Origin of the sequence: Paenibacillus yonginensis (assembly GCF_001685395.1) — a bacterium.
In the GTDB taxonomy this organism is placed as follows: Bacteria; Bacillota; Bacilli; order Paenibacillales; family Paenibacillaceae; genus Fontibacillus; species Fontibacillus yonginensis.
In genome coordinates, this window is the sequence record NZ_CP014167.1 from 44,970 (window position 1) to 70,739 (window position 25,770).

16 protein-coding genes and 1 pseudogene are annotated in these 25,770 nt (G+C 45.4%); all 17 read left to right on the plus strand.

Going from position 1 to position 25,770, the window contains the following annotated elements:
- Positions 1 to 127: 127 nt before the first annotated feature.
- Positions 128 to 787, plus strand: a complete 660-nt coding sequence (locus tag AWM70_RS00235) for a nitroreductase family protein (RefSeq protein WP_068693296.1) — start codon at positions 128 to 130, stop codon at positions 785 to 787.
- A 503-nt stretch (positions 788 to 1,290) separates the two neighbouring features.
- Positions 1,291 to 1,860, plus strand: a complete 570-nt coding sequence (locus AWM70_RS00240) for an SF0329 family protein (protein WP_068693297.1) — start codon at positions 1,291 to 1,293, stop codon at positions 1,858 to 1,860.
- Positions 1,861 to 1,919: 59 nt separating this feature from the next.
- Positions 1,920 to 2,060: pseudogene (locus AWM70_RS23680) on the plus strand (IS256 family transposase); the annotation flags it as partial.
- A gap of 420 nt (positions 2,061 to 2,480) precedes the next feature.
- Positions 2,481 to 3,083: a DUF1819 family protein gene (locus AWM70_RS00245; RefSeq protein ID WP_068693298.1), complete on the plus strand. Its 603-nt coding sequence runs from the start codon at positions 2,481 to 2,483 to the stop codon at positions 3,081 to 3,083.
- The gene (locus AWM70_RS00250) at positions 3,083 to 3,661 is read left to right on the plus strand and encodes a DUF1788 domain-containing protein (protein ID WP_068693299.1); all 579 of its coding nucleotides are present in this window, start codon (positions 3,083 to 3,085) and stop codon (positions 3,659 to 3,661) included. Before AWM70_RS00245 ends, AWM70_RS00250 begins: the two co-directional genes overlap by 1 nt.
- Before the next feature lie 16 nt (positions 3,662 to 3,677).
- Positions 3,678 to 7,298 carry a BREX system P-loop protein BrxC gene (brxC, locus tag AWM70_RS00255; protein WP_068693300.1) on the plus strand — a complete coding sequence of 1,207 codons (3,621 nt, stop codon included), beginning with the start codon at positions 3,678 to 3,680 and terminating at the stop codon, positions 7,296 to 7,298.
- A 15-nt stretch (positions 7,299 to 7,313) separates the two neighbouring features.
- Positions 7,314 to 8,186: a BREX-1 system adenine-specific DNA-methyltransferase PglX gene (locus AWM70_RS23685; RefSeq protein ID WP_237167795.1), complete on the plus strand. Its 873-nt coding sequence runs from the start codon at positions 7,314 to 7,316 to the stop codon at positions 8,184 to 8,186.
- A complete protein-coding gene (gene pglX, locus AWM70_RS00260; RefSeq protein ID WP_237167947.1) occupies positions 8,089 to 10,878 on the plus strand; it encodes a BREX-1 system adenine-specific DNA-methyltransferase PglX in 2,790 nt (929 codons plus the stop codon). Before AWM70_RS23685 ends, pglX begins: the two co-directional genes overlap by 98 nt.
- Before the next feature lie 84 nt (positions 10,879 to 10,962).
- Entirely contained in the window at positions 10,963 to 12,321 is a 1,359-nt protein-coding gene (locus AWM70_RS00265; protein ID WP_237167796.1) for an SIR2 family protein, read from the plus strand.
- The gene (locus tag AWM70_RS23690; RefSeq protein WP_237167797.1) at positions 12,308 to 12,550 is read left to right on the plus strand and encodes a hypothetical protein; all 243 of its coding nucleotides are present in this window, start codon (positions 12,308 to 12,310) and stop codon (positions 12,548 to 12,550) included. The genes AWM70_RS00265 and AWM70_RS23690 overlap by 14 nt, the downstream gene beginning before the upstream one ends.
- A 116-nt stretch (positions 12,551 to 12,666) precedes the next feature.
- The gene (gene pglZ / locus AWM70_RS00270; protein ID WP_068693302.1) at positions 12,667 to 15,186 is read left to right on the plus strand and encodes a BREX-1 system phosphatase PglZ type A; all 2,520 of its coding nucleotides are present in this window, start codon (positions 12,667 to 12,669) and stop codon (positions 15,184 to 15,186) included.
- A 14-nt stretch (positions 15,187 to 15,200) separates the two neighbouring features.
- Positions 15,201 to 17,261 (plus strand): protease Lon-related BREX system protein BrxL, encoded by a 2,061-nt coding sequence (gene brxL, locus AWM70_RS00275; protein ID WP_068693307.1) that lies wholly within the window; start codon positions 15,201 to 15,203, stop codon positions 17,259 to 17,261.
- A complete protein-coding gene (locus tag AWM70_RS00280; RefSeq protein ID WP_068693308.1) occupies positions 17,262 to 17,528 on the plus strand; it encodes a hypothetical protein in 267 nt (88 codons plus the stop codon).
- Between the two features lie 141 nt (positions 17,529 to 17,669).
- The gene (locus AWM70_RS00285; protein ID WP_083180064.1) at positions 17,670 to 18,908 is read left to right on the plus strand and encodes a Wadjet anti-phage system protein JetD domain-containing protein; all 1,239 of its coding nucleotides are present in this window, start codon (positions 17,670 to 17,672) and stop codon (positions 18,906 to 18,908) included.
- Positions 18,878 to 20,425, plus strand: a complete 1,548-nt coding sequence (locus tag AWM70_RS00290; RefSeq protein WP_068693309.1) for a replicative DNA helicase — start codon at positions 18,878 to 18,880, stop codon at positions 20,423 to 20,425. Before AWM70_RS00285 ends, AWM70_RS00290 begins: the two co-directional genes overlap by 31 nt.
- A complete protein-coding gene (locus AWM70_RS00295; RefSeq protein ID WP_068693313.1) occupies positions 20,409 to 21,146 on the plus strand; it encodes a DUF6063 family protein in 738 nt (245 codons plus the stop codon). Before AWM70_RS00290 ends, AWM70_RS00295 begins: the two co-directional genes overlap by 17 nt.
- 5 nt (positions 21,147 to 21,151) lie before the next feature.
- On the plus strand, positions 21,152 to 25,594 hold the full coding sequence (locus AWM70_RS00300; protein ID WP_068693315.1) for a hypothetical protein: 4,443 nt from the start codon (positions 21,152 to 21,154) through the stop codon (positions 25,592 to 25,594).
- The last annotated feature ends 176 nt before the right edge of the window (positions 25,595 to 25,770 follow it).

The window sequence follows — 25,770 nt, forward strand, 5'->3', positions numbered from 1 at the left end:
ATAATTTATAGTAACAATAGAGCTTATTTAACTGCTAGGGTTGAATTGGTCTTGAAGGTCCACTGCTTAATTATTTAGAACATATTGTGCCAGCATGAGGCAAGGTATTTATGAGGAGGAGATAAGTATGTCCATTGAACAATCGTCTCAGAAGGTGGAGGCGCAGTTTTTTGATGTTATTCAAGATCGAAGATCTGTAAGGTATTATGATTCCGAAGTAAAGATCTCACGGGAGGAAATGAAAGATATATTGCAGCTGGCTACGCTGGCTCCTTCTGGCGCCAATCTCCAGCCATGGCGGTTTCTCGTCATCGACTCGCAGGAGCTAAAGCAAAAACTGCTTCCGATCGCCAACAGCCAGCAGCAAGTGATCGAGGCTTCAGCTGTCATTGCGGTGCTTGGAGATTTGGAAGGCTATACAATGGCCGAGAAAGTTTACGGGATGGCGGTCGATGCGGGGTACATGCCTGAAGAAACAGCTAAATCATTCGTGGAGCGCTACCAAAGACTGTTTGCAAGTATGCCTCCAGAAAATGTACTCCAAAAAGTACTTATTGATAGTGGACTGGTATCCATGCAGCTGATGCTTGTCGCTCGTGCTAAAGGCTATGATACGGTCCCGATGGGCGGTTTTGACCCAATAAAATTTGTAGAAGAGTTTAATATTCCGGCGAGATACGCTCCAGTTATGCTCATCGCCATCGGTAAGGCGGCAAAGCCCGGACACCGGACGTTAAGATTACCGCTAGAAGATGTCGCTTTCTTTAATGAATTGCCTAAGGCTTGATATTAATTATCCCTGTTATATAAAAAAGCCAAAGGATATGAACTGCACCTCCGATTGTTAACCACAACTAACAATTGGAGGTGCAGTATTTGTGTTTTTTGCGGAGATCAAGAAACATCGGCGCCTGATACCTTATTTGACCCTAATAGGTATGTCCCTAGACGTCAGACTGGCTTTCGGCTCGCTAAGCAGTAGGGTGTGGATGGCAGGCATTATGCTCGAGCGAGATATTTTTCCTAATCCATTCACTTTTGGGAAGTAGACGAGGGAGCATAGCAGTCAATAATTGTTGAATCTGTTACTTTAGGAATTTGCGGACCATGTGATAAAATGGAGTCGTGACGTTGGTACTGATAATGCTTCATTGAGCCATGAAGAAGAGCGCCAGTTAAACAGAGAATGTGGTGAGGCATCCCCCATCTTGGAGGGATGTTTTTTTGATTAAGGCAATCGGCGATAGAATCTGACTTGGCTATGAAAGCCTAACCATATAGGGGGATTACATGTCTTGGAGCAAATTAAAGCAGCAGCTGGAGAGCTTTCTCAGTCCTGCCCTACAAGGCAGGGTTGAATACCGTGCAACAAGCTACCGTTATTTACCCGATAAAGCAGGGAGCAGTTATATTTCGGTGGATAAAAAGAATGTATTCGATATGAGGGATAAAACCAGCGGAATCCGATGGTATCAAACGGAGCTGGAGATCAAAAATGACCCGGAAATTGTAATTCCTATCAGCCCGGAAGAAATCGAAGCCGTTAGAAAAGATACCAAAGGGCCGGTGCCGGAGGATCGGCTCATTGTCATTGCCAGAAATAGAAAAATGACTGAACTTGCAAAAGAGCTTATGGCGGCACAAGCTGCATTAAGTAAATCGAATTTCACTGTGGAGGCAAATAAGTTCTTAACGACTTCGATTGAGAAAAGCTTGGAGAGCAGTGAGATTATAATGAATGTTTTTGCGCTGCTGGATAAAAGGGTGGGGAAAAAGCGAATTTTGAGTATGGCCGAGAAGGTTAAGATGAAGCATCCTGTGGTGCGGTATTTTTATGAGGTGAGGCGGGGGACGGTGTGAGAATGGGATGCGGTTAGTATCCCATTTTTTGCATCAGTTACCGTCTTCCTGTACAAGTTCCTGCTGATGAAGCCTTGCTAAAAATGATCTACCTGGCTACGATGGATGGGGCCTGAAAATGCACTGGCCGTGTCCAAAACTGGGGGCAGATGCTGCTTCAACTTTCGGTTTCCTTTCCGGCTCGAGTCGGCAACTACTTATGTAAGAAACGACCAATCCCCTTCGGTGCATGCTTCAATGGAGTTTACACAAAGATCTTGACAAACCCGAATGCTTGCGTGAGATTTGGTTTTGGAGAACTTTTGAACTTGTGCACTTCTTTTTGGTTTTTTATCATGATTTACATGGAGTTAACTAACATCAAATAGTTAGGCAAAGTTTCAATTATTGTAAAAAAATTGTTATAATTAGATTTTTCGTTTTATTGCTTATACATAGATGTTTTATTGAAATGGGCTGTTCTCAGAAGAGCCTGTTTTTCTATACTATACAGTAATTGTTCCAACCTTACTTTTGCAGTCAGCACTATTTGGATAGACCATAAGTATGGTATCTTAGTACTAGTGTGTATCTTTATAAATAACATCAATATATATGGAAAGTTACGGGTGAGTAACGGGATGAAACTAAGAGAATACAGTGCAGGAACCGTAAAACAATCCTTCTGGTTTTCCGAATTTCGCAAGGTGATTCACCTTTTAGGTCAAGGAATGACATTAACCGATATTAAGGCATTGAATAAGGAACAAAATATTTTTGCGGCTCCAACTCAGGAAAGAGCTACGCAAATTATGAATACCATAGCCATACGAGCAGCCAGTTTAGACGCTTCCATTTATCCTTTGTTCGAGCAGAGTGATGTGTCAACCCAGAAGCTGATTGCTTTGGTAGCTATTATGCAGACAGATCGATTGTTTTTTGAATTTGTTTATGAGGTCGTTCGGGAGAAAATGATTGTCGGAAGCCACGAACTGGCAGACAGCGATATTCGGATTTTCTTTAAGGAGAAACAACTCCAAAGCGACAAAGTGGCTACTTGGACGGAATATACGTTGAAACGCCTTGGAAGGTGCTACAAGACGATGCTGATGGCAGCCGGTCTGACGGATCGAGCTCCCGGGAGCAGAGAAATACTTAAACCCATTCTGGATCCTGAATTGGAATCATGGCTGCGAAAACATGGGATGGACCTGATGATACACGCACTGACAGGAGTGAGATAATGGCAAGTCTTCAGGAACGGCTGGAACAAGCAGAGGAGATTATTAAACAACCAAGTTTTCGCCAGAATAAAGGCCTGGGAAATGAAGTCGGCTACTACGTATTTGATTATCCGGCAGAGCAGGAAATGGTGATTAGAGAATGGACCCGGTATATGGAAGCGAAATATTCAAAGTCTTACCATGACTTTGAATTGTTGGTATTTGATTTGTATGACATCATTATCGACACGTTGGAGCAGGAAGATTTCATGGAAGATTGCTTTCGGTTCGAGAAAAAGAAAGGGATGGAGCGGATCGTGGAGTCCGTTGGGCGATTGCTTCAAATCAGCGATGATTCGAGCGTGATTGTTCAGCATATTCGGGAACGAACCCCGCAGAACGCGGTTGTTTTCCTGACCGGGGTCGGCAAGTGCTATCCACTGCTCCGTTCCCACAAAGTACTGAACAACCTGCACCAATCCGTGGATCACGTGCCGGTGGTGATGTTTTTCCCGGGAACCTATGATGGGCAAGAACTCGTACTTTTCTCGGAAATCAAGGATGACAATTATTATCGGGCATTCAGGCTCGTGGAATGACAGGGAGAGGTAAACAATGAAGATACAGGACATGTTTATCAGGGAAATCGACAGAGATATTAAAGGGGTTATCAAAGTCGGACAAGGCGATGAGGCCAACGTCAAGCAGGAGCTGGATGAATACGTCGTTACGAGGGAATTGCAGAAGCATTTTGCTGATTTTTTTGCCAGTTACAAAAAAGGGATCAACGGTTACACGGACAAAATGGGGGTCTGGATCTCCGGTTTCTTCGGGAGCGGTAAATCTCATTTCCTGAAAATTCTTTCCTATTTGCTTGAAAATCGTGAGGTCGAAGGTAAGAAAGCGCTGGATTATTTTATCGATGACCGTAAAATCACGGATCCGATGGTCCTGGCAGACATGAAACTCGCTACCAGTGTTACGACGGATGTTGTCCTATTCAATATTGACTCCAAGAGCGAAATGTCGGGAAAGCAGTCCAAGGATGCGATTGTCTCCGTCTTTTTGAAGGTGTTTAATGAAATGCAGGGATTTTGCGGATCGATTCCGATTCTGGCAGATCTGGAGCGACAATTAGTTGAAGTTGGACGTTACGATGAATTCAAGCGTTTGTTTGAAGCGGACTATGGCAAGCCGTGGGAAACCTCCCGCCACAAGTTTGACTTCATTCAGGATAGCATTGTCGATGTATTGGTTCAGATGAACTTCATGAGCGAAGCAGCGGCGCGTAACTGGTGTGAGAGAGCGGTCGAACCTTACAATATCAGCATTGATGATTTTGCTCGTCTCGTAAAGGAATACATCGAGCGCCGGGGCAACAACCATCATATTGTATTTCTTGTAGACGAAATCGGGCAATACATAGGCGATGATTCCAAACTGATGCTGAATTTGCAAACTGTTACAGAAGATTTGGGGACTGCTTGCAAAGGGAAAGTCTGGATCGTCGTCACCAGCCAGCAGGATATCGACTCGATAACGAAGACGAAAGGCAATGATTTCTCCAAAATCCAGGGCCGGTTCGATACCCGTCTGTCCTTGTCGTCCGCGAATGTCGATGAAGTGATCAAGAAGAGAATATTGGAGAAAAACACGACTGCTGATCAAACCCTAAAATTGCTCTACGAACAAAAAGCAACCATTATCAAAAATTTGATTGTGTTCAATGATGGGGTTGAGAAAAAACTTTATACCGATAAAGAGGATTTTTCGACCGTTTACCCGTTTATTCCCTATCAGTTTAACCTGCTAGGGAGCGTGCTCACTTCGATTCGGACGCATGGTGCTTCGGGCAAACACCTCGCTGAGGGCGAGCGCTCGATGATCGCCTTGTTCAAGGAGTCCGCGATGAGATTGATGGAACGGGCGGAAGGGACGCTTGTCCCGTTTAACCTGTTCTATGATGCCCTGCATCAATTCCTTGATCATAGTCATAAGGGTGTCATCAGCAAGGCAATGGATAATGAAATCATTAACCCGGACAAGCTTGAAGAGTGTTTTGCGGTCAATGTATTGAAGACCCTGTTTATGATTAAATATGTCAAGGAAATTACGGCTAACATCGATAACATCACCAGCTTGATGATCTCCGATATCGATACGGACAGAATCGTGTTGAAGGCGCAAGTAGAGGAAGCGTTGAAAGTTTTGACTAGCCAGACTCTCATTCAGAAGAACGGTGAAATATACGTATTTTTGACGGATGAAGAACAGGAAATCAACAAGGAAATTGACCATTTGAATGTGGAAATGTCGGAAGTCATCGGCAAGGTGTCAGAACTGGTGTTTGAAGATATTTTCAAGGAAAATAAATACCGCTATCCCGCCTTTAACGGCAGGTACAACTTTGCCTTCAATCAAGTGATTGATGACCGGCCGTATAAAGCGAATCAGAACCATGATATCGGAGTTCGGATTCTTACGCCAAACTCTGATTTCGGCGGTGATGAAACGACACTTCGCATCATGTCCGGCCAACAAAAAGAAGTTCTTGTCGTGTTGCCAAACGATTCCGCTTTCCTGGATGAAACTCGTCGTGCCCTGCAAATTGAGAAATATTTGCGGTTGAATACGACCAGCGCCTTGCCTAAATTTGACCAAATCAAGGAAGCCAAGCGGATTGAAATGCGGGAACGGAACGATAATGCCAAGCTGTTCCTGACAGAGTCTCTGAAGCAGGCGGACATTTATGTTAATGGGGATAAGTCTCAGATCGGTTCCAAGGAGGTCTCCTCCCGGATCAATGAAGCGTTGGGACGGCTTGTGAATACGGTCTACCATAAACTATCCTATATCGATACAGCCATGAGCGAAGCCAATATTCGCGCTTTGTTTAAAAGTTCCGATCAGATGGCTCTGTCTCTGGAAAATGGGACGGAGCCCAACCAGCATGCGTTGAATGATATGCTTAGTTATATATCCACCAATTCTTCGATGCACATGAAGACGTCGATGAAAAGCTTGATGGATCGCTTTATGAGAGCTCCATACGGCTTTGTGGAAGATGATGTCGAATGGCTTGTAGCTAAATTGTTCAAGAATGGCGATATATCCTTTACGGTCAACGGTTCCAACGTGACCTTGTTTAATAAGTCGGATGAGGAGATTGTTCGTTATATTACGAAGCGGGAGTATGTTGAGAAGCTGCTGACCGAAAAGCGGGAAAAGCCGGATGAGCGTCTAAAGAAGTCGGTTCGTGAAGTGATGAAAGAGCTGTTCGGTACTTCAGGCAGCCATGAAGATGACGATGCCCTGATGCGCGGTTTCCAAACGTACAGCCGCAATTTGCTGAATGAACTGGACAAGTATGAAATTATGTACCAGGCGAAATCTTTTCCTGGCCGAAACGTGGTTGCTCAAGGTAAGAACTTGCTGCGTTCGATTTTGCAAATGGAATTCCAGTTAGAGTTCTACAAGAAAATTCATACTGAACGGGAAGAATTGCTCGATTTTGCGGAAGACTTTGAACCCGTTAAATTGTTCTTTGGCGGTGAACAGAAGGCAATTTATGAGAAGGCATTGAACCTGATAAGCATTTATGACCAAAGTAAAACGTTTATCGTTCATGAACAAGTCGAGCAAGTGGTATCTGATATAAAAGCCATTTTGAGAAAAGATGCCCCATACGGAGATATTCCAAAGCTTCCGGAATTGCTGGACCGTTTTGCCGAGCTATATGCCGGGTTATTGGAAGAGATGGTTGTTCCCGTAAAAGCGGCGATTGATGATGCGCGTGAGAGAGTATTCGAAGTGTTGGAGACGAAGGAATACAAAGACCAGTTTATGCCGCGTTTCCTCATGTTATTTAAAGAAATTTCCGAAAAAGCGGAAACTTGCAACAATGTGGCGACCTTGCAAAATATCAAGATCGAAGCGGATGCCTTGAAGGTGAGGCTGCTCAATGAATTGGCTCGTAAGGATGAATCGATCGCCCTTGACCGAGTTAAGGAACAACAAGCGAAGCTGGTTGTGGACCAATCCGAAGGGCATACAATTCCAAAACCTGCTCCGGAGCCAAAGTTGAAGAAAAGAAAAAACATCAGCATTAAATCGGTCAGTCTCTCCGCCTCCTGGCAAATTGAATCGCCGCAGGATGTCGAGAAGTACGTGGCGGAATTAAAACAGCGGATCTTAAAAGAGTTGGAAGAGAACACGATTGTAAATATTGAGTTTTAAAAGGAGCAGCATGTAATGAACAAGACAGCCATCAAGAACTTTGCGATCTGGGCCCGCAAAAAGCTGATCGCGGATATTTCTTATAAAGCCGGTTTGCTCGGGATTACGGACAAGGAGATAAAATCTCCGTTGCCCCAGTCTACCCGCGATGTCGAGTTTTATGATATCGGCACAAAGGAACCTTATTCGATCAGCGGCATTGAAATTGAGCAGCGTAGAAAATTGGCCGAGGTCATTCAAGAGAGAATGGAGCGGACTGATTATAAGTCCGCCTACAACAATGTGATTGAAGAAGTCGCCTATACTTGGTTCAACCGTCTGATTGCGGTTCGTTTCATGGAGGTAAACGATTATCTTCCGTCGCGGGTACGCGTTCTTTCGTCGGACAGCAGCGGCAAAACCGAACCGGACCTGGTCACTTCGCCGTTTGAAGCAGACTTGGAGTTTAGCCAGGTCGAAAAGGAACAGATCATTAAGTTGAAAAACGATAATGAACTGGACAAACTGTTTCAAATGCTGTTTATCAAGCAGTGTAATGCTTTGAACGCCATCCTGCCGGAATTATTTGAGCAAACGAGCGACTATACCGAGCTGCTGCTCAACGTGTCTTTCACGGATCAAGAAGGCGTTGTCTATCATTTGGTGCATGATATCCCCGAAGGAGACTTCAACGTGAATGAGGAAGGTCAGGTTGAAATCATCGGGTGGTTGTATCAGTATTACAACACGGAACTTAAAGACGAAACCTTCGCCCTGCTCAAAAAAAAACGTCAAGATTACAAAAGACCGAATTCCTGCAGCGACTCAATTATTTACGCCCGATTGGATCGTCCGTTATATGGTAGAAAACAGTCTCGGCCGCCTCTGGTTGGAGGGCCATCCCAATGATGAGCTCCGCGCCGGATGGAAGTACTATTTGGACGAAGCGGAGCAAGAGCCGGAAGTACAGGCACAGCTGGAAGCGATTCGTGAGCAATATAAAACGATCAAACCGGAAGATATTAAAGTGATCGATCCTTGTATGGGCAGCGGGCATATCCTGGTCTACGCTTTTGATATATTGATGCAAATCTACGAGAGCTATGGCTATAGCCAGCGCGACTCGGCCAAGAGCATTCTTGAACATAACCTGTACGGCCTCGACATTGACAAACGTGCGTATCAACTGGCTTATTTTGCCGTCATGATGAAAGCCAGACAATACAACCGCCGCATCCTGAACGGTGAAACGAAGTGCCATCTCTATACGATCCAGGAAAGCAACGGGATAAACCGGGAACAGTTGAAATACTTCGGCGTTGGAATGGAAGAATCCGAGCGTAAGCTGGCTTTGCATCAAATGGAGTACTTGCTCGACACAATGCACGATGCGAAAGAGTTTGGATCCATTTTGATCATTGATGATTTGAAATGGGACTTGCTGGAGGAGTTTGTTGAACGAGCTAATTTGGATGGTCAAGTAACAGCTGATACCGTTGGTTTGGATATTACGCAGGTGAAGTTGAGACAACTGGTACAGATTGCTGCCGCTATGGCACTGAAGTATGACGTGGTGATAACGAATCCGCCGTATATGGGAAGCGGTGGTATGGGGCCAAAACTGGCGGATTATGTGAAGAAGAATTATCCGGATAACAAGAGTGATTTATTTGCAGTATTTATAGAACGTTGTGGACAGATGACGAAGAAGAACTGCTTCCAGGCTATGATTACGCAGCATGCGTGGATGTTTTTGTCAAGTTTTCGTGCTTTACGTGCCAAGTTATTAAGTAATGATATTATAAATATGATTCATCTAGGAGCAAAAGCCTTTGAAGAAATCGGAGGAGAAGTAGTTCAAACTACCAGCTTTGTAATTCGAATAAGTCATTTAAAACAATATAAAGCAATCTACCATAGGCTCGTAGAATATGGTAATCAGATTGATAAACAGAGTGCTTATTTGGAACAAACGGACGTTCACTACTCCAAGAAAATTAACTTTTCAAACATAGAAGATAAACCAATTGTTTACTGGTTGACTTCAAAATTAATTAATTTATTTGAGTATAAACCATTATCTGAATTTGGTGACTCCTGTAAAGGTGTAGGGACGGGAAATAATAATAAATTTATCCGAGAATGGTTTGAGGTAAGTAAAGAACGCTTGTTTGAATTTTCTCCAACTGGTATATGGTATTTATATAAAATGGGTGGAGAATTCCGTAAATGGTATGGCAATAATACTAATGTCGTCTTATGGAAGAATAATGGAGAAGAGATTCGTAAACAAAGTAATTCGTATGTTCGAAACAGCAAACATTTTTTTGAGGAAGGCTTAGAATGGACTAAAATATCATCCAATAAATTAGGTGTCCGTTATATGCCTCCAAAGTATATATTTGATGACGCTAGTTGTTGCTACTTTTGCTTTGATAAATCGCATACTTTATATATACTAGGTTATTTAAACTCATCCTTAGCTATGGAATTGTTAAGAAGTTTAAACCCTACTTTGAACTATACTAATGGTACGATTGCAAAAATACCTATAAACGCTCAAAGTAACTTTATAAATGAAGTATCCGAATTAGTGAAATCTTGTATTGATATTTCAAAAAATGAATGGGATTGTTTTGAAGTAAGTTTGGATTTTTTGTGTCATCCTTTAATAAAATACCGAACGATTGATAATCGTATTACCGAAGTTTTTGAACTATGGGTTAAGTTTGCAGAAATGAACTTTTATCAGTTAAAATCCAACGAAGAAGAACTCAATCGTATCTTCATCGAAATTTACGGCTTGCAGGACGAACTCACGCCCGAAGTTGAAGACAAAGAAGTCACCATCCGCAAAGCTGATCTCGGTCGCGATGTACGTTCCTTCCTCTCCTATGCCGTCGGTTGCATGTTCGGCCGTTACAGCCTGGATGTGGATGGACTAGCCTATGCAGGCGGGGAGTGGGATAGCAGCAAATACAAGACCTTCATCCCGGATAAGGATAACGTGATACCGATTACGGATGAGGAGTATTTCGAAGATGATATTGTCGGTCTGTTCTGTGCATTCCTCAAGAAGACGTTTGGAGAAGAGACGCTGGAGGAAAATCTTGACTTCATCGCAAAAGCGCTAGGCAACAAAGGGAACACATCCCGTGAAGTGATTCGGAATTACTTCCTGAAAGACTTCTTCAAGGATCACTGCAAAGTTTATCAGAAGCGGCCGATCTATTGGCTGTTTGACAGCGGCAAAGCGGATGGCTTCAAAGCACTCGTATACATGCATCGGTATAATGCCGATACGATCGGGAATCTGCGGATTGACTATCTGCATCGGATGCAGCGGGTTTACGATAGTGAAATTGCCCGGATGCAGGAGACGATCGACAACAGCGGGAATGCCCGTGAGGTGGCAGCGGCAACGAAACGGAAAGAAAAGCTGACCAAGCAGTTGAAGGAAACGAAAGAATACGATGAGAAAATTGCTCATCTGGCGCTTGCCCGAATAGAAATGGATCTGGATGACGGGGTCAAAGTCAATTATGAAAAGGTGCAAACGGCAGGGGATGGCAAAAAGTATGAAATTTTAGCAAAGATCTAGTCACTAGGAGCTCTAATCCGACAGGAGGACGCCAACTTTTATCGAATGTATTAAGAACAAGGTTCGGTTAATGGAGGTGTTCCGATGAGTGTCGCATTAGAGCTTTTAAAGAGAAATAATGAATATCCGATTGTGTTTATCGGTTCCGGCATGTCGAAGCGATATCTTCAATCCTTTCCAGGATGGGAGGAATTGCTCAAACAATTCTGGGACCGATTAAACACAGGCAAAGATTTCTACGGATTCTTGAGTACACTGAAAAGACATATGTCAGAAACAATCTCGGACACGGAATATGATGTGGATTTCCTGACGAATATTCAAGCCGGATCGGAGATTGAAGATCGGTTTAACGAAAAGTTCTTTCATCAGGAAGTAGAAATTCCAGGGTTTGATACCGAGAAAGCCTACAAATTGGATATCTCGCCATTTAAAATGGCCATTGCTCATCAATTTTCATCCTACCAGGTAAAGAGCGAGATGGAAGAGGAGTATACGTCCTTTAAAACCTTCTTGAATAAAACACAAATTGTCATTACTACAAACTATGATACCTTTATTGAGGATTCCGTTAATTCGGTTAATCCCCTGGGTATGAAAAAATATATCGGCCAAAAGGGGTTCTTTGAATCCACCTATGGATGGGCCGAAATTTATAAAATACATGGTTGTGCAACAAATCCGAAATCGATCGTAATTTCTAAAGCGGATTATGAGCAGTTTTCGAAAAATTCCATTCTCATCAGCGCCAAGATTATTTCTTTGCTCCTGCATTCGCCAATTATTTTCTTTGGCTATTCGTTAACCGACGGGAATGTACGGAAGATATTGCGGGACTTCTCTTCGTCGCTGTCGAAAGAAGAGCTTAAACGATTAGCTTCCAAAATTATCATTGTGGAATGGGAGAAGGGTCAGGCGGGGATTGTCGAACAGACCTTTTTTGATAAGGATTTAGGTTGTGAGTACACGGTACTTCGAACCGATAACTATAAACTTCTGTATGAAATTCTGTCCGAGATTGATCAAGGGATCCATCCTTCGGAAGTGCGGAAATACCAACATGTTATTAAGCAGCTGATCCTTGATCGAGGCAAAAAGGGAAGTCTAAACACGCTCTTGGTATCACCTGAAGAATTGGAAGATATCGAGAAGCGAATTGGTGATGAAAAACTGGTTGTTGCGTTAGGAGATACCACCTATATCTTTCAAATGCCCGACCTTCTCACTTATTTAATTGATTATTTCTTTGGTGGCCGTTCCATTCATACGGATATTGCGCTTCGCTTTATTGCGAGTCAAAACAGCAATTCACGGATTCCGTTTATTAAATATGTTGAGGGGATTGATCTCGATAAAACCAATCTTCACCCCGTTGAAATCGAAAAAAATAAACCAGAGAATTTCAAAGTTTACCAGTCCACAAATTTGTTTGGATTCAATTAATCCATCCAACCGGATCAAGGCAGATTCGTTAACGGAAATTTTGGAACAACAACTGAAGCCGGATAAAGAATACGATCTTATTGCTTATAATGCGCTAAAGTTGGACAAGCAGGAAGTAGGGGCGTATTTGAAAGAGAAGTTGGAGAAATTTAAGGCTGATGGGATTAGAAGTGTGTCGACTTCGATGCGGAGATTGCTTACGATTTACGACTTTATTGAAAATAAATAGAGGCTGACGCCGAACCCACGGAGTGGATTGCCATCAGCCTCTTGAAGCCTTATTAGTATTATCATTTTACCACGAATGTATGATAAAGACAACAACTAACTTAACGGAGCAGAGCCATGGCTGAACTGAATTTGAAGCAAATTGCGGATAAATTGAATAATGAATTTACGGGAGAACCCCGAAAACTGGTGTTCTGGTACGATGACCAAGGAGAGTTTGCCGAGGATATTGATGCCCTTGAGCTGCAAAATGCCAAAGTGTATCGTTTGGAACCAGACAACCAGTTTTATACGAAATACTTTCTGGAGCGGTTGGATCGGACAACCAACTACCTCATCTATGCTCCGTTTCCGAAGCCGCCTGTCAGGGACAATCATTTGGCCGATACGGTCAAGTATTCCAAACAGTTTTATGCGGATCGTGCCTCCTTGCTCGCTGTGGATCTGGGCATTGATGAGAAGTACAAGCCGGTCATCCAGAAATATATCAAATTTTTCGGAGCTAAAGACCGCACCCGCCGCTTCTATGACCTCGAGATCGAAAATTTCACAGAGGATGTCATCGAGATTGCCTTAATGAGCGCCTGTTGTAAAACCCGGACCGCTTCTTTTGAAGAAGTGGTTCGGGTTGTGCTTACGGATGATGATCTGGAGCAGAACAAGTTTCTGGCCGAGTTCGATAAATACGATCTTCTGCCCGCTTTTTGGCGGCTATGTGAACAACAATTCGGTTACACCGATTCGGATCCTAGTTTGGAAAAGCTGGTCCGTACGTTATTCATAACGTATACGGATCGATATTTGGAAGGAGAGCTGCCTAAGGCTTGGGTAAGCCTGGTTTCGTATAAGTCCGGCAATATCATTGCTTTCCTGGACAATTTGATGAATAGTGTGCTTTATCGAGAACGTTATCGTGAGCTTTCCGGTCATGTTGCCGAAACCCTTCGGGTGAAAGAGCAGTTTGCTTCATTAGATCCGGAGGTTCTGGTTGATTGTGAAACTTTCGCGGTCATTGATCGGTTTCTTATCCGCTGGATTGCAGGACGTTTATTGTCTGAAGACTCAGGCGCCAAGCTGGGCAGTTTGACGATTCCTCAGCTATGCGAGCAGCGAATGAAAATGCATTTCGGCGATATTTATAAACTGCATTATGAACTTTTGAGTCAGGCCTGGCATCTGATTGGGCATGCGAACTACACTTGCTCAAATGATGTCCACGAAATCGTGAATCAATATCTTAGACACGATCATCGGTTGGATTCATATTATCGTTGTTTCTACGCTTGTTATGATCGGATTGAAGACAACACAGAATTCGAAGCGTTGCGTGATTTGGTGGAGAACATCTACAGCAACGAGTACTTAGGCACCCTTCTTCCCAAGTGGAATGCAGGTTGGTCTCAAGGAGAACTGATGTCCGTTCTTCCATTGCAGCGCCAGTTTTACTCAAAGTATGTTCGGGATGCAAAGGATCGGGTAATCGTGATTATTTCTGACGGAATGCGTTACGAAACCGGGGAGTCACTTTTGAATAAGTTGAAAGATGACAAGAAATGTACTGCAAATATTGAGGCAATGTTGAGTGTACTTCCGTCGTATACTTCTCTAGGGATGGCAGGACTCCTTCCACATAAGACACTGGAAATGACTGACGATTATCGGGTTTTGGTGGATGGGGCCACCTGTGATGACCTGAAACAAAGGGAAGCTATTTTGCGAAAATACAATCCCAATAGCCTCTGTATTCAGTATGATGTTCTAAAGGAGATGAAGCGTGAGCCGATTCGGCAATTATTTTTCGGTAAAGAAGTTATTTATATTTATCATAATCAGGTTGATGCTCGTGGTGATAATCCAAAAACAGAAAATGAAGTTTTCTTCTCATGTGATGAAGCAATAAATGAAGTGTATCGCCTGATAAAAAGAATGACTGAAGATCTCAGTGCAACAAACTTTATCGTTACCGCGGATCACGGATTTATATACAAGCGGGACAAGCTGCAGGAAAGCGATAAGATTACGGGTGTTTCTGGTAAAGAGGCATTTGTGAATCGCAGGTTCATGATTTCGGAGAACGTCGTTCAGGAAGACGGGATCATTTCCGTGCCGCTGAGGATGGTCCTTGGCCATGACGATCCGAAGTTTGTTTCTGTTCCGGTCAGTTCCCATGTATTCAAGGTCGCAGGAGGCGGTCAGAACTATGTTCATGGCGGGTCTTCGCCGCAGGAGATGATTGTTCCGGTGATTCAAGTCAAGACCGAGAAGGGGCATAAGGAAACCCGTCCTGTTCAGATTATGCTTGTCAGCATGGTGCAAAAGATTACAAATTTGATTACCACGCTGGATTTTATTCAATCGGATCCGGTCAGCGATGTCGTAAAAGGAATGACCTACAAACTCTATTTTGTATCCGAGGACAATGAGAAAATATCGAACGAGAACACTTATGTTGCGGATAGCAAAGATACCGAACCGCATAAGCGGATGTTCCGTCTGCGTTTTAATTTCAAAAACCAGCTTTATGACAAGTCAAAGCCATATTATCTCATCGCGGTTGATGATAAAAATGCGGAAGTGCTTCGGCATCCCGTAGTCATGGATGTTGCGTTTGCCAATGATTTTGGATTTAATGTGTGAGGCAGGGGATCAAGATGAATGAAGTTTCTGGCCGATTAGAAGGTGAATCCGGGCTCATCGACAAGTTGAACACTTACTTTGCCGGCAAAATTGTCCGTAAAGATTTAACCAAGAAAATCAAAGAAGGCGCCAACGTTCCGGTATATGTACTGGAATACTTGCTCGGCATGTACTGTTCCTCCATGGATGAGGAGGAGATTGAAGCCGGTGTTCGCAATGTGAAGAGCATTTTGGCGGAGAATTATGTTCGCCCGGATGAAGCACAGAAAATCATTTCCAAACTTCGGGAAAAAGGCAGCTACACAGTGATCGATAAAGTATCCGTCAAGTTGAATTACAAGAACGACGTATACGAAGCCGAATTCTCCAATCTCGGAATTGGAAACGTACCGATCGGGGAGAAATATGTTTCTCAGTATGAGCGCCTACTTGCAGGTGGGATCTGGTGCATCGTTCAGATGGAGTATTTCTATGACGAAGCGGATAAGAACCGCTGCCCGTTCATCATCCGTAAGCTCGACCCGATTCAAATGCCGAGTCTGGATTTGGAAGAGGTCAAGACGGCTAGGAGCTATTTTACGGATGAAGAATGGATCGATGTGCTCCTGAGAAGTACGGGTATGGAGCCGTCCCAGTTCACGAGTCGGGTGAAATGGCTGCATTTGGCCAGACTCGTTCCGATGATCGAGAATAACTATAACCTGTGTGAACTGGGACCAAGAAGTACGGGCAAGTCCCACATTTATAAGGAGATCAGTCCAAACAGCATCTTGGTCTCTGGGGGTCAGACGACGGTAGCGAATTTGTTCTACAATATGGGGAACAAGACGGTGGGTCTGGTCGGGTTATGGGATTGTGTCGCGTTTGACGAGGTGGCGGGAATCAAATTCAAGGATCAGGACGGAATTCAGATCATGAAGGATTACATGGCGTCCGGTTCGTTTGCCCGCGGCAAAGAAGAGAAAAATGCCTATGCCTCGATGACTTTTGTAGGCAATATTAATCAAAGTGTAGACGTGATCCTGAAAACATCCCATTTGTTTGACCCGTTTCCGGCTGCCATGGCGAATGACACCGCATTCCTGGATCGGATGCATTGCTATATCCCAGGGTGGGAAATCCCGAAATATCGGCCGGAGTTTTTTACGAACGACTATGGCTTTATTACGGACTATTTCGCGGAAATGATGCGAGAACTTCGTAAAATATCTTATGGCGATGCATTTGATACGTACTTCAAACTGGGCAATAATTTGAACCAACGCGATGTGATTGCCGTAAGGAAGACCGTTTCCGGTTTGATCAAACTGGTCCATCCCGACGGACGTTTTACGAAAGAGAATGTGGAGGAGATCCTCCGTTTCGCACTTGAAATGCGCCGTCGGGTGAAGGAACAGTTGAAGAAGATCGGTGGAATGGAGTTCTATGACGTGAACTTCTCCTATATTGATCAGGAAACATTTAATGAAGAATACGTCTCCGTTCCCGAGCAGGGAGGCGGCAAGCTGATTCCGGAAGGGATGAATAAACCGGGACATGTCTATACCGTGTCGCACGGCAAGTCCGGGATGATCGGCGTGTACAAACTGGAGACACAGATGACGGCTGGAACCGGTAAATTTGAAAAGACCGGGATCGGTTCCGATCGGGAAGCAAGAGAAGCCGTGGACACTGCTTACCGATATCTGAAAGCGAATGGACGAAATATCAGCGGATTATTGAGTACAACAACGAAAGATTACCTGATGCATGTTCAGGATCTGAATGGCATTGGCATGACCAAATATCTAACTCTACCTGCAGTTGTCGCTATCTGTTCTGTTGCTCTTAATAAGCCGATACTTAGCAGTACCGTTATTCTCGGCGATTTAAGCATCGGCGGCACGATCATCAAGGTAGAGGAGCTCGCCAATACGCTCCAGGTCTGCCTTGACAGCGGCGCTAAAAAAGTACTGGTTCCTATTACGTCAGCTGTTGATCTCGGAACTGTCCCCTCGGAGCTGATCGGCTGCTTTAATATTATTTTTTACCAAACGGCTGAAGATGCGGTGTTTAAAGCTTTAGGGGTGGAGTAAATGGAGAAGTTGGAGCGTATATTGACCGAGCTTGAATACGGTTTAGCTTATACTATTACCTTTGTTGAATCTGACGGTCGCGAGAAATGTTTTGATTTGTGGTTCGAAAAAGAAGATACGGCATACTGTTTGCAGGAGATCTATATAGAAAACGGGATACCAGAAGAACTTGGCGAGATTTGTAGGTATCATAAAGCTGGGGTCATTAGGAAGTTGATGGAGTTTGCGGAGTGTGAGCGGTTTGTGATCAGGGAGTGGAATTCTTAGAATCAAAGAGGTAGAGGATAAGATAATTGATGTTCCATTATCTCCACTTACAAGATAATGCTATATCACAATTGAAATTTTGTTCCCTAACATCTCCACGTTTGGGAACTTTTTTTATTTTCGATAATTAGCAGGATATTGTTGAATATTGACGAAGACACAGGAAGTGGGAACTATCTCGATATTTACGAAGAACATAAGGTTCCTGACAAATATGAGTCTAACCATTGGCTTATACTAACATTGTCAACCATTGTCAACGTGTGCTGGCGAATTCAGCGAAACTTTCAACGTTCGTTATACAATGTACGGAACGGTGGCTGGAAAATGATGCGATATAAACAAAAACTGATCGACTTTTTATGTGCTTTTTCCAAGGTAATGATCAGCCTATCGGAGTTGGAGCAAGCATTCCAAGGTGAGCAGATTGACTACGAAACATTTGCCGGAATCGTAATGGAGCTTGAAAATGAGGGTAGTCTTGGAGCGGTCAAGTCACACGGCCGGAATGGAAAGCCGCTTTCGTTAGCCTATCACTACCGCATAAATAAACGGTTGCTGCAAGGAGAGTATGTTCGAGAACTGCATCAGTGGAGCACAAGACTGCATCCTGACATTAGCCTGGATGCTTACTATCGCCTCAGCCCGGATATATGGCGTGCGGACCTGCCTTATATTGAACAGATCGATGCGTATTTAAAGCGGGGATCGAGGCCAACACGCCAAGCACCGGCTCCCGAACGCAGCTATGAGCTTGTTCAGGACGAGAAGTGGATTACGGACCACGGAGGACAAGCCTTGTTGGAGCGTCTAGGCATATGGGAGCAACTCCAGATTGTCCCGGTTAGCGATCCCTTGATGTTAGCGGTCAATCCTTCCATCGGATTTGCCAGCAAGAACCACCTGCATCTTATTGTTGAGAACAAGTCGACATTCCAAGGGCTGATACCAGAGCTTCCGGGGATGGCCTTCTCCTCCTTGATTTTAGGCTATGGCCGGAAAATTGTAGGGAACCTGGGGATGCTCAGTCTGCAGTACCCGGTTCAAAGCGCAGACCATGAACTTTACTATTTTGGAGATATCGATCTGGAAGGAATTATGATCTGGTACGACCTTCATGTGAAGTTCGGGGTGAAGCTAGCGATGCCCTTCTACCTGGCATGCTTAGACAAGCCTTCGGCTAAAGGGAAGCAAAATCACCGATTAAATGAAGAGGCTTTGCACGCCTTTATAAGTTTTTTCAACCAAGGGGAAGCCAATCGGATCAATGCCATGCTGGGTGAGGGATGTTATATCCCGCAAGAAACTCTGAAAAGTGAGGAATTGATTCGAGTTGGGAGGGAGACTGTATGGAGTCAAAAGGGATACCAATCGAATTGAATGACATAATGTCTGGCTTCCAAGAACGAATGGGCAAGCTTGCCCTGTTTGATCCGTTGTTCGAGTTGAGTCGGCAAAGGAAAACAGACCGTGGTGGGAAACAAGTGGCGATGATGGAATTGGGACTATTGACGCTGCTGTTCTTCTTTGAGAAAAAGCTGATGCGAAGCCGGAAGACCAGTGTGAAGGACTTGGTCGGCTTTCTAGCCGCTGTTCTGGAGGACAAGTATGATCTCGATCAAGAAGAACTGGATGACATCGGACGAAGAATCATCCATGTGTTTCGCCCTTCCTCCGGACGTAAGCGGGAGTTTTCTTTTTTTCATTTGGGAACAGGGCAAGAAGGGGTTCATTATACGTCGATTTTGCGTACTGATTCGTATGATGTAGCGACCAATACCCAATATTACGCATTGGATGAGGATGGTCTCGAACTGGTATTTGCTACTAAGGAGTTTTACTTGGAGTTTCAGTTGTCCATCCATCAGCTTTTGCTGCGCAAGCAGTTGGAAAAGGGGGAATTCCAGGGAGCACTGCGCCAAATCGATGAGATGATGATCGATGTGGAAACCTTACAAGACCGAATTGTCTCTTTGGAGCATGAAATTAAGAGAAGCATTGTTTCTGAAGAAACATTTGCCCGCTATCGCTCTCTTTTAGAGGATATTTATCTCAGACTGAAGCGTGAAAATGAAGAGTTTAACGAGCTCAGGGATTTTGTAAGGGAAACGAAGGATCGGATTTACGCTGAACGGGAACTTATGAAAAACCAACGGCCCTATGAGTTTATTGTTCGAATCGGTATCGAACTAGAAAAAGTGCACAACGAACATACAAGACTGCTACAACAAAGTATGGAACTGGAGAGCAGCGCTCTTCGAGCTGCCAAAGAGTCACTCTATTACACGGGGATGAATGCGTTTAACTTTGAGCAAGATATTGCATCATTCCTATTCGGCACTCCCTTGCCAATTGAGGCGATGAAGGGAGTGGTAGCCCCGTTCTTGCATTTGGAACAGGTCAGGGTATGGTCGCCTCTTACGGTATTTGCCAAACAACAGCTTTCGGGACATGATGATGGGTCTGTTATTGAAGAAAGTCTTCTTGCTCTGGATGAGGAAGAGGAGAATTTTTCTTATCTGCGGAAGCGTAAAGAGCGTCTAGTCCAAGTGGTAGAAGCTCTTCTGCGTTGTTATGAGAAGTTAAATCGGGATGAAGTCCGGTTGAGTGAATTTATTGCGTATTTGGATCAGGATGAAGCTGCTGATCTCAAGAAGGAACGAGATTTTTACGATTGCTGGATTATTTTACATCAACGCAGCCCGATTCATCCGGTTATGGATGAAGTGAAATCCGGGGAATCGGACCAAAATCTTTATGAGGCGATCCGTTCTCAATTGCAGGGGAGAACGCTGATCATTCAGGAGACAGAGTGCATTCTTAGGGTTAATGAGCGTTACTCTATCCAAGAACTTATCATTCGGTTGGGAGGGGACCAGGATGAATTACACCGGTGATGAGGTCATGACTGCTTTCCGCATCTATGCGCAGCTGGCCAGAACCGGGGTAGCCGATAAGGAAAGTTTGCTACAGGTGGAGGCGGACGACCACATCCGAGGGCTTTTGGATCAGTTTGCCGCTGAAGTGGAATGTGTCGTGATGGGAGCGGGTGACCGCTTGATGCTGGTTCCGTTGGTTAGCCTGTCTCCTTTTCATATTACGAATCAATCACTTAAGCGGATGTATCTACGCGGCAATGCGGTGAATGCAGAGTTGTACTTGATGTATGTGGCCATTATTGTGTTAATCGGTGCGTTTTACGATAGTTATCAGACTACGGAAGCGACGCGTAATTTTCTTCAGATGGAAGAATGGATGAATATGGTTCAGCAACGGATCAACGGGCTGAAGGAGCATTCCGTAGAGGAATTAAAGGCGCTTAGTCAAGAGTATTCCTACCATTGGGCAGACATTATTGAGAAGTGGGATGCTATGGATGATGTGAAGGAGACAGCCAAGCGGCAGAGCGGTGCAACCATCAGCCGGATGAGCTTTCTTGATACGGTCCGGAAATTCATGCTCGATCAGGATTTGGTAAAACAAGTTGGACCCGATGAGTTGGATTTGACGGAGAAAACGAAAATGATCGTGCAACGTTATTTTATGGAGAGGGAATATAATCGTGGCATTCTGGAATTTCTATATGGCCTTGAGCCGAAAAGGAAAGAGGAGGCTTAAATCCGATGCCTGTCATTTCAAAAATCCGATTTACGAATGTAATCTATGAGGGCGGAGCCAAGCGCTACAATGATTCCACTTTTTATTTTGACGGTCATAACGGAGCGATAGTTCTGGAGAACGGGGGCGGGAAGACGGTATTCATTCAAACTGCGATTCAGGCTGTGCTGCCTCACAGTGATGTAGCGGGACGGAAGATGAAGGATACGCTCTCGCTTGAGAATGGCCCAGCCCATGTGGCGATTGAGTGGATATTGGCAGATAAACCCCGGCGCAGATACGCTGTTACCTGCGTGAGTTTGTTTATGAGTGCGACCGGGCTAGACTCGTTGCGTTATGTGTATGAGTATTCCGAAAATGACGATCATCGGCTGGGACTTCTACCTTTCACGAAAGAGATGGGCGGCGGAAAGCTCAGAGTAACGGAGAAGGGTGAGATTCAGGAGTATTATCAATCGATGCAGTCGAAGAATCCGCTGGTGGCCAAAACCTTTGATACGATTACGGGGTTTCAGAAATATATTGAAGAGCATTTTCATATCATCCAGTCGGAATGGGAGGCGATTATAAAGGTCAATTCCAGCGAGGGTGGGGTTGAGGCGTTTTTCGATGAATGTAAAACTTCATCTCAATTGGTAGACCGGCTGCTAATACCGACGATAGAAGAATCGATGGAAGGTTTCAAGCAGGGGACCTTTGCAGATTTGTTCCAGGTACAGCGTGAGGGATTTAAGCAGTATAAAGAGCTGAAGGAAAAAATCGAGGAAAATCGGCGTATCCTTGCGGAGTTGCACAAGTATGTAGCCGGCTATGAGATCCTGCATCGGGAACAGCTTAAGTATGAGGCGCTGCGGAAGGAAGCCAAAGCTTATCTCGATGTAGCGATGAATGTCGAGCAGGAACAGCAGGCAGAGCAGGTCCGTCTTCAAGCACGTTTGGAGGATTGGGAACGAGAGTTCAGGCATTGGCGTAAAAGGGAGGTATCCCTTGCAATCGCCGATGAGAGACTGAAAGCTGGGGGATTGGAGACGGAGCTGCAGGCTATTGGAGATGAAAAAGAGCAACTAGAGGAACAAGCAGCTTCGGCGTCGCGTTACTACCACTCTCTGGAATATGCGGAGCAACGGGAGAAACTTCGGGAAGCGGAGCAGCGGATTACTTATCTGCAGCAGGAACTGGCTAAGGTGGCCCAGTCGCAGGATGAGGAGGAGCTTGAGCAGGCGTGGGAGCTTAACGGCCGGAAGCTTAAAGCATGGTTTGATCGGGAAGAAAAGCGTCTGTCCGAGTTGATGCAGGAGGTGCAGAAAGGGCTTGATACACTGAAGGAACAGAGGCAGGACGGCCTTCGCGAGCGGGATGCCGCTGTCCAGGAGCGGGAAATGCAGCTCCTTCGGATTCGTGGCTTGGATACACAGATTCAAATGATACAAGAGCAGCAGGGCGGGATTGCGCGGAGAATATTGTCCCAGCTGTCCTCGCAAACCGTTGAGCAGCAGATGCCATTGTGGCTCTCTGAACAGCAACTGCTGGAGCAGCAGGGTTTGGAGCAAACGAAGGCACTGCAGGAGCTGGACCGCAGGAAAGGCGAACTGCAACTGGAAGGTAAATCGGCTTCCGCAGATCAGCTTAAGATCAAAGAGGAGCTGACTGAGCTGCAGGCTTGGCGGGACCGCTACGAGCAGGAGCATCAACAGATAAAGGGGACATTGGCTGAGTTGCATCCCTCCTGGGAGCGGATGGCTTCTGTACATGACAAAACGGATTCGATTCGTGAAAAGTTGGCCGACGGGTTAGGGATGAGAATGCGGCAGAAGCAGCAACTGCTTCACAAGGAACGGCTGGCATTCCGCTATGTAGATGATTACGAGGATCAAGAGGAGTTTTTCGCAGATCCTCAAGCCGCAAGACTAGCCGAGCAATGGAGCAACCAATTTTCGCTTTTGGAGACGGGGCTCCGCTATGCTTCTGCTGTGCCGGATTCGTCCGATGACAAGTTGCTATGGGCTGTGACGCTTGTGACGACTTCGCAGGAAAAGCCGCTTCTTATACGTAAGCTTGCCGAGACGGCCGATCAACTGCAGTATCCGATCCGCATCCTATCGACTCAGGAAGCGAAGGAATTGGTCAGTAGCACCCCGGTGGGTGGATCCCCTGCGGAGGCGGATGGCGCTTGGGTGGAGCCAGCCCATTGGAAAACTCTTCACGACCTAGACCGGTTTCAGGAATGGAAGAAGGAGATCATCCGGGAGGCAAAGGCTGCCGAACAGAACAGACGGGAGAAAGAGAACGAGCTTGAGGTATGGCGGGATGCTCAGAAGCTTGCGGAGAGGTTCTTCCGCAGTTATCCTTTGGCTGTCGTGCATGAGCAAGAACAGAGGCACGCGGAGCGATTGGAAATATTGAGGCGACTGGAGCAGAAGCTCGCGGATATCGAGCAGGATCTCCAACAACTGGAACGCAAGAAAGATGGGTTAGGTGAGGCCCAGCAATTGCTTTCCCAGCGTCAGCAGCATGTGGCTTATCAACTGGAGCAAGGGCAGCTCTATATGCTGCTTTCCGAGAAGTCGGCAAGGATTAAGGAAGATTTGCTGCCTGCTCGTGAGACTCTCGAAAAGGCCGAACGATCGATAAACAGTTGGGAGCAGCGTTTGGAAGCTCTTGAGCGGGAGCTGAATCTGCAGGAGAATCACCATGCTGATCTTCACGGGAAACTGCAACGGCTGCGGGAGGATGAACTGTATCCGGATATTCAGGATTGTCTACCGCTCCCCACGGATGAATCGATTGTTCAGTTGCGCGAGGAACATAAGGGGCTTAACCTGAAGCGGCACCGCATCATGAAGGAGCGGTCGGAACTAGAGCAGGCACTTGAGCATCAACGTGACCGGCAAGTGGAGGCTTCCAGACTGATGGAGCGCCTTGCGGCTGCATATGACGATCTGGATATGGAGCTAGAGCTTCCGTTGCATGTCGAGTCGAAAATAAAGGCCGCATTGGCGGAGCTTCGTACACTGGAGCAGCAGGTTCAGAGGGTCCGTGAAGCATGGGATCGGAAGGAGCGTGAACTGAGCGAGCAAAAAGTTAGGATCCGCATCCAGCAGGAGCAGTATGAGAAGGAATTTGATAACGAGCGACCGGTTATGTTTTTGGAGCCGCTTAGCCGCGTGCGCGAGAGGCAAGCAAATGAACGACGGCAACAGGATGAAGCCCGCAAAGAACTTGATCGACTTCATAATGTAGTGGAACAAAGATTGAGCGAGACGCGCCGGGTTTTGCAATTGTGGAACAGCTATCTCCGGGTGCATAAGTTGGATGATCCTTTTCTGAAGCTTTCTGATTCAGATGGAGATCTTACGCAAGAGATTGCATATCGTCTGGAGATCGGCAGTCAGGACGTGATCAGGCGCTTGGAACAGCAGCGGGAAGCCATCGGGAAGGAGCGGGACCGAGTTACTTCTAGCCGTCAGAGATTCCGGGAATTCTGTCAGCGACAGGTCCAGGATGTAAAGTTACGGGAGATGGCCGAGCGGGGAGTAGAAGCAAAGGACAATTATGAAGAGCTGCAGGAGTTCGAGGCGATGATGGGGGCAAGTATTCAGAAGGCCAATCAGATCGCTGAACTGCGGATGCAGACAGAGGACCAGAAGCTTCAACAGTTTATTACGCACATACAAGCCCATTTAAGACAGATTGCACAAGAGCTACGTGAGTTGCCCAAGAGGACCCGGGTCCGAACCGAAAGCGGTAATAAGGAGATTTATGTTTTCCATGTTCCGGATTGGGATGAGCAGGAGGGCAAGGAACGAATCCGTACCTATATCGAATGGATCATCTCACAGTTGGAGCACGTCAAGTACCGGGATGTGGATGGAATGGAGCAGTCGGCGGCAATCCGCAAGGATCTCGAGAGGTGGCTGGATGCCAAGCAGTTGCTGCAGAAAGTATTCCAGCAAGGCGCGGCTATACGCATCAGTTGCCGAAAAGTGAATAACGATCAACAGGTGACAGGGGCTACTTATTCCTGGGAGGAATCCAACCGCTGGTCAGGTGGTGAGAAGTGGAGCAAGAACATGACCTTGTTCCTTGGGATTCTGAATTATGTGGCGGAAAAGCGCCAGCATATTCATAGTCAGATGAAACGTCACCGTGCGGTCATTTTGGATAATCCGTTCGGCAAGGCTTCGAGTGAGCATGTTCTCAGCCCCGTATTCTATATCGCTGAGCAATTGGGCTTCCAAATGATTGCTTTAACCGCGCATGTGGAGGGCAAGTTCCTTCAGGATTATTTTCCGGTCGTGTATAGCTGTCGCTTGCGTGCAGCAGCTGGCGGGGGAGGGAAGCAAATTGTCGATCCCCAGCAGCAGGTTCAACAGGCGTACTTCCGTGACCACGCTCCGGAATCGATGGACAGGATCGGGAGAGAGGGGCAACAACTTGAGTTGTTTTAGTGTGATTTTACAGAGAGCCTGCTGCCACCCGGTACAATCAAATAACCAAATTCACTAAAAGCTTTAACCAAGCTTATTATTGATGTGAATTTGATGTAGATCATCAACAGGAACGCACTGAGATATACTTTCCATAACGAATATGACTGGAAATAAAGTGAAATAAAGCGAAATAA